At 48.7% G+C, this 13,127-nt stretch carries 14 protein-coding genes; 6 read left to right on the top strand and 8 right to left on the bottom strand.

Features of this window, described 5'->3' with window-relative positions:
- The 5 genes from L5M38_RS19845 to L5M38_RS19825 all read right to left on the bottom strand — a co-directional run bounded on the left by L5M38_RS19845 (window position 1) and on the right by L5M38_RS19825 (window position 4,377).
- A complete protein-coding gene (locus L5M38_RS19845) occupies window positions 1-1,266 on the bottom strand; it encodes an efflux RND transporter periplasmic adaptor subunit (RefSeq protein ID WP_263180106.1) in 1,266 nt (421 codons plus the stop codon).
- 10 nt (window positions 1,267-1,276) lie between these two features.
- Window positions 1,277-2,755 carry a TolC family protein gene (locus tag L5M38_RS19840; protein ID WP_263180105.1) on the bottom strand — a complete coding sequence of 493 codons (1,479 nt, stop codon included), beginning with the start codon at window positions 2,753-2,755 and terminating at the stop codon, window positions 1,277-1,279.
- Window positions 2,756-3,084: 329 nt separating this feature from the next.
- Complete coding sequence (locus L5M38_RS19835; RefSeq protein ID WP_173248730.1) at window positions 3,085-3,528, bottom strand: hypothetical protein; 444 nt, start codon at window positions 3,526-3,528, stop codon at window positions 3,085-3,087.
- A gap of 237 nt (window positions 3,529-3,765) precedes the next feature.
- Window positions 3,766-3,975, bottom strand: coding sequence for a DUF3012 domain-containing protein (locus tag L5M38_RS19830; protein ID WP_113939200.1), 210 nt, complete (start codon window positions 3,973-3,975; stop codon window positions 3,766-3,768).
- Between the two features lie 36 nt (window positions 3,976-4,011).
- A complete protein-coding gene (locus L5M38_RS19825; RefSeq protein ID WP_105250333.1) occupies window positions 4,012-4,377 on the bottom strand; it encodes an STAS/SEC14 domain-containing protein in 366 nt (121 codons plus the stop codon).
- Window positions 4,378-4,513: 136 nt separating this feature from the next.
- On the opposite strand from L5M38_RS19825, the gene arfB reads away from it, so the two are divergent.
- From arfB to L5M38_RS19805, 4 genes are all read left to right on the top strand, one after another.
- On the top strand, window positions 4,514-4,945 hold the full coding sequence (gene arfB / locus L5M38_RS19820) for an alternative ribosome rescue aminoacyl-tRNA hydrolase ArfB (protein ID WP_011787977.1): 432 nt from the start codon (window positions 4,514-4,516) through the stop codon (window positions 4,943-4,945).
- Between the two features lie 287 nt (window positions 4,946-5,232).
- On the top strand, window positions 5,233-5,673 hold the full coding sequence (aroQ, locus tag L5M38_RS19815) for a type II 3-dehydroquinate dehydratase (protein ID WP_198571985.1): 441 nt from the start codon (window positions 5,233-5,235) through the stop codon (window positions 5,671-5,673).
- 36 nt (window positions 5,674-5,709) lie between these two features.
- Complete coding sequence (accB, locus tag L5M38_RS19810; protein WP_263180104.1) at window positions 5,710-6,174, top strand: acetyl-CoA carboxylase biotin carboxyl carrier protein; 465 nt, start codon at window positions 5,710-5,712, stop codon at window positions 6,172-6,174.
- A gap of 81 nt (window positions 6,175-6,255) precedes the next feature.
- The gene (locus L5M38_RS19805; RefSeq protein ID WP_263180102.1) at window positions 6,256-6,933 is read left to right on the top strand and encodes an SDR family NAD(P)-dependent oxidoreductase; all 678 of its coding nucleotides are present in this window, start codon (window positions 6,256-6,258) and stop codon (window positions 6,931-6,933) included.
- A gap of 54 nt (window positions 6,934-6,987) precedes the next feature.
- Here the strand turns inward: L5M38_RS19805 and L5M38_RS19800 are convergent, their stop codons facing one another.
- Together L5M38_RS19800 and L5M38_RS19795 are read right to left on the bottom strand one after the other, a co-directional pair.
- On the bottom strand, window positions 6,988-8,211 hold the full coding sequence (locus L5M38_RS19800) for an MFS transporter (RefSeq protein WP_105250336.1): 1,224 nt from the start codon (window positions 8,209-8,211) through the stop codon (window positions 6,988-6,990).
- Window positions 8,212-8,341: 130 nt separating this feature from the next.
- Entirely contained in the window at window positions 8,342-9,151 is an 810-nt protein-coding gene (locus tag L5M38_RS19795) for a hypothetical protein (RefSeq protein WP_263180101.1), read from the bottom strand.
- Between the two features lie 159 nt (window positions 9,152-9,310).
- On the opposite strand from L5M38_RS19795, the gene ubiD reads away from it, so the two are divergent.
- The gene (ubiD, locus tag L5M38_RS19790) at window positions 9,311-10,792 is read left to right on the top strand and encodes a 4-hydroxy-3-polyprenylbenzoate decarboxylase (RefSeq protein ID WP_263180099.1); all 1,482 of its coding nucleotides are present in this window, start codon (window positions 9,311-9,313) and stop codon (window positions 10,790-10,792) included.
- A gap of 114 nt (window positions 10,793-10,906) precedes the next feature.
- Window positions 10,907-11,617: an NAD(P)H-flavin reductase gene (fre, locus tag L5M38_RS19785; RefSeq protein ID WP_263171844.1), complete on the top strand. Its 711-nt coding sequence runs from the start codon at window positions 10,907-10,909 to the stop codon at window positions 11,615-11,617.
- A 160-nt stretch (window positions 11,618-11,777) separates the two neighbouring features.
- Here fre and L5M38_RS19780 read toward each other — a convergent pair whose 3' ends face one another.
- Entirely contained in the window at window positions 11,778-12,311 is a 534-nt protein-coding gene (locus L5M38_RS19780) for a hypothetical protein (RefSeq protein ID WP_263169913.1), read from the bottom strand.
- Between the last annotated feature and the right edge of the window lie 816 nt (window positions 12,312-13,127).

Genomic DNA, 13,127 nt, shown 5'->3' with positions numbered 1-13,127 from the left:
TTAGTGGGCGTGAATATCAAAGCCCGCTTTCGCCTGCTCGGATGCCAAGAAGAACGCGCCAGCCACCACAACCTTGAGCTGTGCCTGTTGGGCTTTTTCAAGCTCAGGTCCACGCACTAGACTCAGACCACGTTGACGCTGCACCACTTCTACCTCAATGGACTCGAAGCCATCCTCATCTTGAATAAAAATCTGCCAATCGCCATCGCCGCCACGGGTCAACGCTGCATCGGGCAGCACTATGCCACTGCCGTTTGGATCGGTAGTAGAGCCAGCAAAGTAAAGTTCGGCAAATTGCCCCGAATGCAACACATGATCAGGATTGGGCATACTCACCAGCACTTGCTCGGTGCGCGTTACGCTGTCGAGTTCATGGGAGCGACCGATTATCTTACCTGCCAACGTCTTATCCCCTACTTGCACTAAAGCTGAACTGCCAACCTGGATATGCGTAGTTTGAGTTGGGGTTAACTGCGCCTCAACCCATAAATAGGATTCATCGGTCAGTTGCATTAAGGGTGTGCCCGCGCTAAAAACTTGACCTAGCATGGCGATATCCTGCTGCACTCGGCCGTCAATTGGCGCTAAGAGTTGATAACTGCCTATGGCTTCAGGCGTCGATTCCAGTGCACGAATTTGCGCGGGCGTCATCTTAATGGCCTCTAAAATCGCCCGTTTAAGTTCGGCATCCACCTGCGCCTGCATCCGCCGACTGACGCTAACTGCACCTTCACTCATGCGTTTGACTCGACTCCATTCGGCAGCGGCATTAATGTAGTCCGCCTGTGCCTGCGCAACGGCTGCGCCACCCAAGGTAAGTAAAGGCTCACCTTTTTTCACTTCTTGTCCCGGCACCACATGGCGCGCCAACACACGCACATCGAGCTGCGGCGCAAGGGTCGCGGTTCGATCGCGATCCACCACTAAGGCCGCCGTCGCCCTAATATCGAGATTCAAATTGGCTAGGTTCAAGCTATCGCTCGACAAAGGTAACAAGCTAATCCCCGCCAAGGCTTGCTGCGCTTCGGTCAATTTCAGCGCCTGTTCGCCGTGTTCATCCGCCGGCGCCGTTTGCGTTACCGAATCGCCGCTTGCCTTAGCGATGGGTGCGTGATCACCACCAGCCAATACAGGCTGAGCGAGAAATGCCAGCGTGCTCAGCACGAATAATGCGAGCGCGATTTTTGATAGGTTAAACCGACGCTTTTCAGGCGTCGTTACAGCATCCAGTTGAAGGATATTTTCGTGGTGAGTATTTGAATTCATTATTGTGACCTCATGGGTTTACTGTGCGTGCGGTGGTATTAGATGTTATCGAATGGACTGAGTTGAGCTTTTCGATAAAAGGCATAAGCTGGCCGCTTTCGCCCATCCAAGTTAACCAACTTTGATAGATAGCCGTTTCTAGGTTTAAGCCCACCAAATAACTGGCGGCTAACTGACGACGGCTCTGTAAGTACTCACTCGTACTCACATCCCCCGCCTGCCATTGTTGGCTTAAGGATTTAGCGGCTTTAGCACCTGACACTTGCACTAACTCACGCCAGTCTTGGTAACGTTCAAGTAAACGCGGTAACGCATAGAGGAATTGTTTCTGCTTAGCGGTAAGCACTCGCTCACGGGCAAGATAGCCTTGCTCCGCGATAGCGATGCCCTTATCGGCTACGGCTTGTAACTCACTGTAGTTATTGCGAACTTGTAGAGGAATCGACACGCCGACACCGAGCTTATTGTCCGTGCCCTCCTTTTCAGCGCCTAGGCTAATAGTCGGGTCAGCTGAAGCTTCCGCTTTGACTTGCATGACATTAACTCTGGCGAGCAGCACTTGCTGATAAGCACTCGCCAGGGCTGGCAAGGCTGATTTAGAAGTGCCCAACTCGGCCGCTGGCGCTTGCTTAGCCTGAGTCACAAAGAAATGGATCTCCTTGATAAATTCACTAAAAGCGAAATTATTATCCCCAAGTAATTCAATTACTTTGCCATCGGCCACTAAGGCCACCTGCTCGGCTAAGGCGTAGTCGGCAGTATTAGAGGCGACTTCGAGTTGTATCAATTGCAGCTCGACGTTGGATAAGTCCCCCGCCGCCAATCGCTGCTCAGCAATATTGAGCTGCGCCTTGGTGAACCTTAATTGCTGCTCGGCAAAGGTCAGCGCCTTACGGCTTTGCGCCTGTTCTGCCAAGGCCAGCAAGCGTTCGGCTAACATTTGGCTACGCTCTAACCCTATGTCCGCTAAAAGGATTTGCGCTTCAAGCTCGGCACGCTGCGTCGCCACGCCGCGCTTGTCGCCCCAATCGAGGGTTTGGCTCAGCCCTAAGCTATAAGCATCTGTATCAGCATTTTGATAATTAAGCCCAAGTTCTGGGTTATACACAGCGCGATCTGCCGCCTGAATGGCCAGTTTGGCCTGTTGCTGCCTTACAAGCTGTGCCTGAACTTCAGGTAACTGATTGAACTGTGTGAGTAACTCAGGCAACCATAGGCCAAAGTTGACATGTGCCGTGTCGGTTTCTTTGGCGGGTAAGCCCAGTGATTGCGCCTTAAATGCCTCAACTTCAGCGGCTTTGATTTCAGGGGCATTAGCTTCAGAGGCTTTGGTTTCAAGGACCTTGACTTCAAGGACATTGACTTCAAGAGAGTCATTTTCTGCCGCGAGGGCAAAGGCTAGCAATCCGGCGGCCAATACTAATCCGCAGCTAAACAAGCCCGATCTAAACAGACAAACTAAAGTACGGGCGAGAATCGTTTTTTTCATCGCAAATCCTAACAATATCGAATGTGGATCGGCTGACTTTTGCGCCCAAAGCGAAACGGCTAGATGTGAGCTTCATTTAAATAGCTCAATGCAAAGCAATCATATCGTTCTGGGCATGGCAAATAAGCGCCGATCGAATCATCCCGCCAAGCAATACAGTGCGCGGCTAAAAAGCCAATGACGGCTCCAACAGTTAACGCTGCGAGCATCAGTTCAAGCATATCTTTTGGGGGATGAACATAACGGGCTTATCACGCGGCAAAATAGAATGAGATCCAATCAGATGAATCAATCGTCCTAGGCCGAGAAATAAGCCGAATATTGGAGAATTAAGCGATAGGAGGGCGGTATTTAGGTAAATTTTCAGGCGGAAAATAGGATACATCGGTAGGCAGATAGACGCTTTCTAACGCCTGTACAGGCTGACTCACTGCCTGAGATAACAGTGCCACATGACCGCCATGGCATTGGCAGTCGAGGCATAGGTCAAAATCTTGTATTTCAGTGGTTTTAACTAAGTGGGAATGAAATCCGCTGCTTTGGTTTTCACCCGCGTGATTACTGGCGACACCCGTGGAGTCCGCAAAACCTAAGGCTTGCTCGCTTGGACAAACGCAATCGACACATTGGGCCAAAGTGGTCACTTGAGCACTAAATTGCAGATGGGGATGATTCTCAGCTTCTTCCGCACCATTGCCCGCATGTAATTGATGCGCACCCAAATTCGCGCCGGCAAATTGCAGCACGATAATGGCTATCAGTAGGGTCACCATTCGAGTAAAAAATGGCTTAGCGGTAGAATTCAAATATCACCTATAGCAAATAACGGATAACGGATAACGGATAACGGATAACGGATAACGGATAACGGATAACGGATAACGGATAACGGAACATCTGATCCGTATGATAAACATAAGTTCACAGCTCGCAAGCAAAGTCTTTCAAGCTGTGATCTCTAAAGGCTAACGCTGACTTAAACACTCAGTGCTTATTTAAATACACTGCACTTATTTAAATACACAGTGCTTAGCATAATCAGCGGCTTCGTTAGCAGTCCAATCGCCAGACGGTTTATTTTTCATCTGTTTACACCAAGCATCACTGCCCACTTCTGGCGCGCAGGCACTCAGTCCAGCGGTAAATGCCAACACTAACGCAATCGCACTGACCTTAGAAACTGTCAGTGAAGAAAAAGAGCGCGATTTCAATAATGACATACTTAATTCCTTGTAAATATGGCCTAAATTAGACCATTAAATATTCGAACGCTTAGTGATCCAAGCAATCGCTTTGGCTTTCTGTTCGAGTGGAAACCAAGCCACTTCGCCCTGCATAAAAGGCCCGAGTAAGCGCACCGCATTTCCTACCCAATCAGGGCCGCCCACAAACACTAAGGCTTCAAAATTCGGTAACTGGACTTCACCACTACCAGTCAGCGACTCAAATTCCCAGCCTTCGAGTAACACATCCGCCTCAATATACAGGCAAACTTGGCCCCAATCCTTACGATAACTCTTAATCGCAGGCTGTAAACGGGTCCGATAATCGGTGGAGGATAGTCGGCCACTGGCAAAAAGACTGATAACACCCTTAGCAATATCGGGGATTTGGCATAACATAGAGGCACTCCGAATCGAGAACACTTTTGCAGGCAATGGCTTTAGCCAATGCAGCGGCAAAGAATGCGCCCGATGATAACAAATCTATTGGAAAGCCATAAGTCATTATTGATGGCTTCTCAATCCATGCTGAAAAATGCCTAAGTTTGCCATGATAAAAATCTCAAACCGTGTGGAACTTCAGGAAAATGAAATCGAGTGGCAATTTATCCGTTCGAGTGGTGCAGGCGGCCAGCACTTAAATAAAGTGTCCACCGCTGCGCAGCTGATTTTCGATATTAAAAGCTCATCATTACCCGAGTTTTACCAAGAACGCTTGCTCAACAAGGCGGATCACCGCATCACTAAAAGCGGCAAAATCATTATCAAATGCCAAGCGAGTCGCAGCCAAGATGCCAACCGCCAAACGGCTTTGGAGCAATTTATCGCCTTGGTTGCCAGTGTCGGTGAAGTGCAGAAAAAACGCATCCCCACCCGCGCCACTAAAGGCAGCCAAACGCGGCGATTAGAGACCAAGAAACAAAAAGGTGCCACTAAGGCCATGCGTCAACAGAAGAGTGACTATTAACTTAGGTGACAGTTAACTTAGATGACAATTAACTCAACTGACAGTCAACTTAGGCAATCGCTAACTCAGTACCAGAGAAATAACCGCAATTGAACCCAGCCAACAATGGCACAGGATTTCAAAGGTATAATCGGCTCGCACATGATCAGCTCGCACACAATTGACTAACCGATAATGCAAAATCGATTTGAACAGGTTAAGTTAGTGGCCTATGTAGAAAACTGAAATAAATTTTTCCAACTTTAATCCCAGCATTAATCCCAAGGCATGTCGTAAAGGAAAGCGCAATGAGTCACAAAATTTTGCTCGTCAATGGCCCCAATCTCAACCTCTTAGGCCGCCGCGAGCCCAGCGTTTATGGTCATCAAACCTTAGCCGACATAGTGGCGGAGTTAAACCTGCAAGCACAACAGGCGGGAGTTGAGCTCGAACATATTCAGTCCAACGCCGAATTTGAGCTAATCAATGCGATTCATGCGACCGATGCCCAGATGATTATTATCAATCCCGCCGCCTTTACCCACACCAGCGTCGCCCTGCGTGATGCCCTGCTTGGCGTGGCAATTCCTTTTTTTGAAGTGCATTTATCCAATGTGCACGCCCGTGAAGCCTTTCGCCACCATTCCTATTTTTCCGATAAGGCGATAGGTGTGATTTGCGGTTTCGGTTCACAGGGTTACGAGTTTGCGCTGGCGGCGGCCATTAAGCGGCTCAACCAGCCACAGTAAATTCTATTCAATAGCGTGCTTTGCAAGGGCAGATAAATGGCAATGGATCTTCGTAAAATTAAAAAACTCATTGAGTTAGTACAAGAATCTGACATAGCAGAACTGGCGATCACCGAAGGTGAAGAATCAATTCGTATCACCCGCTACAGCCCTATGCCAGCCAATATGCAATCACAGCAAGCGATCCCCAGAGCACCTGCTTTGCCTTTGAATTCACAGGCAAAGCAGACAAGCCATTCGCAAACAGGCATTACGCCAAGTACAGAAGGTTTTGTACAAGTCTCACCTATGGTCGGCACTTTTTACGCGGCGGCAGAACTCGATGATGTGCCGCTGGTTAAAGTCGGTCAACGAGTGAGCCAAGGTGAAGTGATCTGCATTATCGAAGCGATGAGAATGATGAATCCCATCCAAGCCGAGCGCGATGGCGTGGTCAGCGCTATTTGGGCCAAAAACGGCGATGAAGTGGCATTCGATCAGCCGCTATTTACCTTAATCTAACCGCTCGCCTTCCCATGAATTGAAGCGCACTTGAGTTTAAGATGCGGTTTTCAAGCCAAGACAGCATTAACCGAGGTCACTATGATATTAATTACCGGCGCCAGCAGTGGTTTAGGCGCGGCACTCGCATCGCTCTACGCCAAAGAGAATGAAGCACTGACACTCACAGGTCGCCATGCCGAGCGTCTGCAAACCGTCGCCAATGCATTAACGCCCTTCTCCAACAAAACGATCGCCGCGATCACCGCCGATCTTGCCAGTGAATCGAGTCTCGAAGCCCTGTTCGATGGCCTAACGCAAGCCCCTAAAACCGTGATCCATTGCGCGGGCAGCGGCTACTTTGGTGCGATTGAAACCCAAGGGGCCAGCGATATCCACAGCCTGCTCAATAACAATGTCACCTCGACGATTTTGTTAGTGCGGGAATTAGTGAAACGCTATAAAGATCAAGCGGTCACTGTGGTTGTGGTCATGTCCACCGCAGCGCTTGCCGCCAAAGCGGGAGAATCCACTTACTGCGCGGCAAAATGGGCGGTGCGGGGATTTATCGAGTCGGTGCGATTAGAGCTTAAACAAAGCCCAATGAAGTTGATTGCCGTGTATCCCGGCGGCATGGACACAGGCTTTTGGCCCAGTAGCGGTAAGGCTTTAGATACCTCAAGCTTTATGTCCGCCGATGAAGCGGCTGGCATGCTCAAACAAGCCTTGGTTGCCACAGAGCATGGTTATATCGCCGATATCACCATACAAAGGGGCTAAATGTGTGGATTCGAGACGCAGAATATGACCACTGCGTCTCTTCCTTAGCACTCGCTAGTCGGCGCAGTTCGCTGTGTTTAGGGTAACGACGCGACGGCTTTCTCTGTGGGTCAGCCACCACATCAGCAGTCCTCCCAATGACAACAAAGATGCCGCATAACCTGTCGCGGCAATGCCTTGTCCAGACAGTATCACTAAACTGCCCACCCAAGGCCCAATTGCATTGGCAAGATTAAAGGCGCATTGCACTAAAGCGCCTGTCATGGCTTGCCCATCGGGTGCCACATCCATCAATCTGGCTTGCACAATAGTGGCAAGCCCTAACCCACAACCGACAAAAAATACCACGGGCATCAGCGCCCAGTAATGTCCGGTCAAACTCGGGTAAATAGCCAACACCACAGTGCTTAACACTAACGACCAAAACGCCGCCGCTAAGGCCGACTTATCCGCCGCCCAGCCACACACTAAGGTTCCAAGTGTTGCGCCAATACCAAATACCGCCATCATGATTGGGATCTTAAACGGCTCGACTTGTGTCACTTGGATTAAGGTTTCAGCCAGATAGGTATACACGCAGAAGATACCGCCAAAGCCAATGGCCGCGATGCCGAGCGTCAGCCAGACTTCACGATTTTTAAGAGTTTGTAGCTCTTTTTTGGGACTCGCATCAGCGGGCACGGCTTGATTGGGTGCTAAAAAATACACCATTATCGCGGTAATGGTCGCCAGAATTGCCACTATGCCAATGCCAGAGCGCCAGCCCACAGTTTGCCCCATCCAAGTCGCAAACGGCACACCGATAATCGTCGCCAGCGTAAGGCCAATAATCACCCGCGATACGGCGCGGGCCTTCATTTCTGGCGGCACTAAAGAGGCAGCGAGCAACATAGCCACGCCGAAATAAGCGCCGTGGGGCAAGCCGCTGAGAAAACGAAAAAAGATTAACCAATTCAATGATGGCGCTAACGCACTTAAGCCATTGGCCACCGCCATTAACCCGGCTAAGGCAATCAAGAGTGTTCGCCGTCTGACCCTAACGGCTAGCACCATGATAATCGGCGAACCGACCACAACCCCCAGCGCATACGCACTAATGGCATAACTCACATGGGCAACCTCTACCCCTAAATCGCTCGCGATATAAGGCACTAAGGTCATGGAAGCAAATTCTGTGGTGCCTAAAGCGAATGTTCCGAGTGCTAAGGCAAGTAACACCCATAATGTACTGGCGCCCTTATGCTGGTTTTGGGCAGCCTGATTTCTAACAGTATTCAAACCTCTTCTCCGCTATGCTATAAAACGACAACTAGCTGATAAATAACTAATAAAAAGATAATAAAAGATGATGAATAAATTGGAGCCCACTAAGGGGCTCCAATTTCTCAGTCATTTACGTAATGTAAATCTATCTGACTAACTGTTCTTGATAGGTTTGACTGTTCCAGTCGTAGGCGTAAAGCGTACCTTGCCACTCGTAAAGTGTACGACCATCCTGCTGCACAACCCTAGCATTGCTCGGCAAGCTAGACACACTGTGCGGTGCGCGTGGACGCGGAGTTGCAGCTGTTTTGCCTGTGGCATTACTAGTTTGCGACACCAGTTGCCCAGTCGATTGTCCGGCCATATTTACAGGCATACTCGACACCATACGGCCTTCACTCGCAGAATACTGCATACTGGTTGTTACCCGTACAGGTGCAGAAATGGCCACAGGTTCATCGTCGTAGGCCATAGGAATCGACAAACCTATGCCCGAATAGGGCGAGTTCCAGTAATTTCGAGCGTAGGCATCACGCGACGTATTCCAACCCCAATTATTGTTCCAATGGGTGTTCACACCATAACCGACATTCCAACCCGATCCCCACCCCGTAGCGAGCCCTAAACCCAGTCCTAAACCCCAAGGGTAATAAGGTCGATAATAGGGACGATAATGGCGGTTATCTTTGCGCACATGGCGGTTGTCATAATAATTGTCATGACGATTGTTGTAATGACTGTCGCCACGACTGTGGCTATCACGATGACCGTGGCGTTCGTCTTGATCCGAATAGCCTCTATTTCCGGCCACCGCCACAATCGGCACACTGAGCGCCCCCAAAAGTGAGATCCCCACGGCAAGCGATAAAACCAAGCACTTTAGCGACCGCTTATGCGCGCCATGTGATTGACTTTGAACACACTTTTCTTGAGCAAACCATACAGGAATATTCATATAAACCTCGAAATAAAGGGCGTAAGCGAGATCTATCGCGACTTACTGGTAGCCATTTTACGCTTCCTAAGCTTGAAGATCACTGAATTGGTTAACCCTAAAACAGAAAAATGCTATAGTGCGCGCCACACGGATTTTCACCGCAGAGGCTATTTCCACATGAGTTTTAAGGATTTACGCAGCTTTATTGATCACTTAGAAGCCAATGGCGAACTCAAACGCATTAGCTACCCAGTTGATCCTCATTTAGAAATGACAGAGATCGCCGATCGCGTATTACGCGCTCAAGGCCCTGCGCTATTATTTGAAAATCCCAAAAATCATCACATGCCCGTGTTGGTAAACCTGTTCGGTACGCCAAAACGTGTGGCCATGGCACTCGGCAAAGACGACCCATTAGCCCTGCGCGAAGTGGGCGAACTGTTAGCCTTTTTAAAGGAACCTGAGCCACCTCGGGGTTTTAAAGACGCGATCGCTAAGATCCCTATGTTCAAGCAAGCCTTGAATATGCCGCCAAAGACAGTGCGTAATCCGCCTTGCCAACAAATCATCAAAACCGGCGATGAGGTCGACTTAACCCAATTGCCTATTCAGCATTGCTGGCCGGGCGATGTCGCGCCACTGGTGACCTGGGGCTTAACCATCACCAAAGGCCCGCGCAAGAGTCGTCAGAATTTAGGCATTTATCGCCAACAATTACTGGGTAAAAACAAGCTGATCATGCGCTGGTTGTCCCACCGTGGCGGCGCGTTAGATTTTGCTGATTTTAAACAACAATTCCCCGGTGAGCGTTATCCTGTTGTCGTCGCACTCGGCGCCGATCCTGTGACCATTTTAGGTGCTGTCACCCCAGTCCCCGACTCCATGAGCGAATACGCTTTTGCCGGTTTACTGCGCGGTGAACGTACCGAAGTCTGTAAGGCATTAAGCTGCGACTTAGAAGTGCCGGCCACCAGTGAAATCATCCTCGAAGGCTATATCGACCCAGAGGAACTGGCGGAAGAAGGCCCCTACGGCGATCACACGGGTTACTACAACGAAACCGATAAGTTTCCAGTATTTACCGTTACCCACATCACTCAGCGTAAAGATGCCATCTACCACAGCACTTACACTGGCCGTCCACCGGATGAGCCCGCCATGCTGGGGGTTGCATTAAACGAAGTGTTTGTGCCGATTTTGCGTAAGCAATATCCTGAGATCGTTGATTTTTATCTGCCACCTGAGGGCTGTTCGTACCGCATGGCAGTGATCTCCATTCGCAAACAATATCCGGGACATGCCAAACGAGTGATGATGGGCGCTTGGTCTTTCCTGCGCCAATTTATGTACACTAAGTTTATTGTCATAGTGGATGAAGATGTGAACTGCCGTGACTGGCAGGATGTGATCTGGGCGATCACCACCCGTATGGACCCTAAACGCGATACTGTGATGGTCGAAAACACCCCTATCGACTACCTCGATTTTGCTTCACCCGTTGCGGGCTTAGGCTCAAAAATGGGGCTCGATGCCACCAATAAGTGGGAAGGTGAAACTAACCGCGAATGGGGTACGCCAATCGTGATGGATCCAAAAGTAAAACAAAAGATCGACTCAATCTGGGATGAGTTAGGCATAGACGACAGCCCAACCCTATAATTCAGCTTAAGCCATTACTCAAGTATCGGCTTTAGCCAAGAGAATAGGCCAATAACAGGCCTCTAAAGCGACACCTAGACACATACTGTTGAAGAAAGGTGCAAAGGAAGTTTGATGAAAACCATACGTTGTAAGATAGAGAAAGTTAACCCATTTAACGATGCCGTATATCAAGTATTGTTAAGGCCTGAAACCGCCTTCGATTTCCAAGCGGGGCAATACTTATGTGTTGTCATGGGTGAAAAAGATAAACGCCCCTTCTCTATCGCATCAGCGCCAAACGCCGAGCTGATCGAATTACACATTGGCGCCGCTGTAAGTGAAAGCTACCCAATGCAAGTGGTCGAGCGCCTGAAAGCCTGCGCCCTTGATGGCAGCACTATCGACATCGAAGCCCCAGGCGGCGAAGCCCACCTGCGTCACGAAAGCCAACGCCCTCGCCTGTTAATCGCTGGCGGCACAGGTTTCTCTTATATTAAAAGTATCATCGAGCACCAAATCGCCCTCGGCCAACAGGTTGAAACTATGCTGTATTGGGGTTGTCGCACCCAAGATGCCATGTATTTTGAAACCATCGCCCGCGAGTGGCACGACGCTCACCCTTGGTTACACTTCGTGCCAGTCATCGAAGAAGCTCCCGCTAATTGGCAAGGCAAAACCGCTAATCTGTTAGCGCAAATCAAACAAGATTTTGTCAGCTTAAATGGCTACGACATCTACATCGCCGGCCGTTTCGACATGGTGGGTGCAGCACGGGAAATCTTCCGTGAGATTGGTGTAGAAGAAGCACATCTCTACGGTGATGCGTTCGCGTTTATCAAATAACGCGATAATTTGTTAGCTTGGCAGGCTAACCTTTGTCAGCATAGGCTTAAATAATAAACCCCAGTTTTTACTGGGGTTTTGTTTTTACTTTCAATAGGACAATGACACTTGCGACATCGTCATGATGACGTCAATCATTATCCTTTTAGGATAAAATTACCTATTGAAGCTCAATCGACACCACATTGGTGACGCCTCTAGCTAAGGTTATCATGCCTGAGGTATAAAATTTGCTGCTGCTATTATCCTCGGCCTTCAAGTAATAGGCGCCGCTATTGATAATCATGGTTTCTGGGCGGTGCATCGTCATTGGCTTATCACTTAACCAACCATTACTGTCTACCGCATACAGGTAATTAGTACTTTCCATCGCCGCGCCACTGTCTTGATGGTATGCCAAAACCCTGACCATAGTCATACCCTTAGGATTTTTCTCCTGAGTAATAGAGCGGATCGCACCGCGTTCCGGAGACATCTTAGTATTCTTAGTAATATTGAATGATTCGGAATTATTCGAGTATTGCTGAGTCTGATGTTCGTAAGTGGGGATGGAACTACTACCGGAAGTGCCGCCTGAAGTACCAGTGCTAGCGATGCCTGCGATATCAGACACAGAATCGGCGATGTTTCTTACATCTGTACTCTTACAAGCAGCAAGACTTAAAACAAGGGTACATAAGATAATTTTTTTCATTGCGTTTAATCCATTAAATTATTGTCTATCCATAACTGCACATTGTATTAAGCGAGTTAAGCTCATCACAAAGTACTACTTAGGTAACCTATTATTACCAATGATTTTTTAAGTAGGGTAAATTATCAATGAGAATGTCATTAGTCAATAAATTAACAAACATGCAACCCATAAATCATAATGATTGAGATGATTTCACCATATATCGAGAGTGATTGGTGTAATGGACGGCACACTACGGTGATGCGATCGTATTGATCAAATAACACGATAATTTGTTAGCTTGGCTGGCTAACGTTTGCCAGTTGGGCTGCAAATAATAAATCCCAGTTTTCGCCGTATTTCACTTTGAATACGGCCTTACGGCCAAGAAAATCTACATATCCAAACTTCGTTTGTTATTTTAAATCAAAGTCAAAGTCGTGGAGCTTCACCCCACACCCGACCAAGGAGGACTGCTCGTCCTATCCTCCTTGGATTCTCCAAGACGCCCCCAACGGAGTTGAAAGCCCCTTGTGCTCATTGCCAAATTTGCGATCGCTTCCGAAGGATGCGTCCCTGCACCTGCGAAAGCTAGCTCGGCATATATGGACCCATCCGGTTTGCAAGACATTCGATAGCGATTTTGAGAAGAGTTCATTGCACCCATATATTCGGCCTGTTATTGAGGTATGCCTCTGGCCCTGATGGATATCTGCTTCTACTGTCCTTATCATCCTTGCGGCTTCATTATGAGCCTATACCGAGCTAAGGTTTTCAGTAGATCAGTCTGACTGTCTCATCATCAAATCAAGTGTCTTAGCAACTTGCTGGTTG

The organism is Shewanella sp. SM101, from assembly GCF_025654465.1.
GTDB classification, from domain to species: domain Bacteria; phylum Pseudomonadota; class Gammaproteobacteria; order Enterobacterales; family Shewanellaceae; genus Shewanella; species Shewanella oncorhynchi.
The sequence above is the reverse complement of the archived record's forward strand: the minus strand, read 5'-3'. Positions and strand labels throughout refer to the sequence as shown.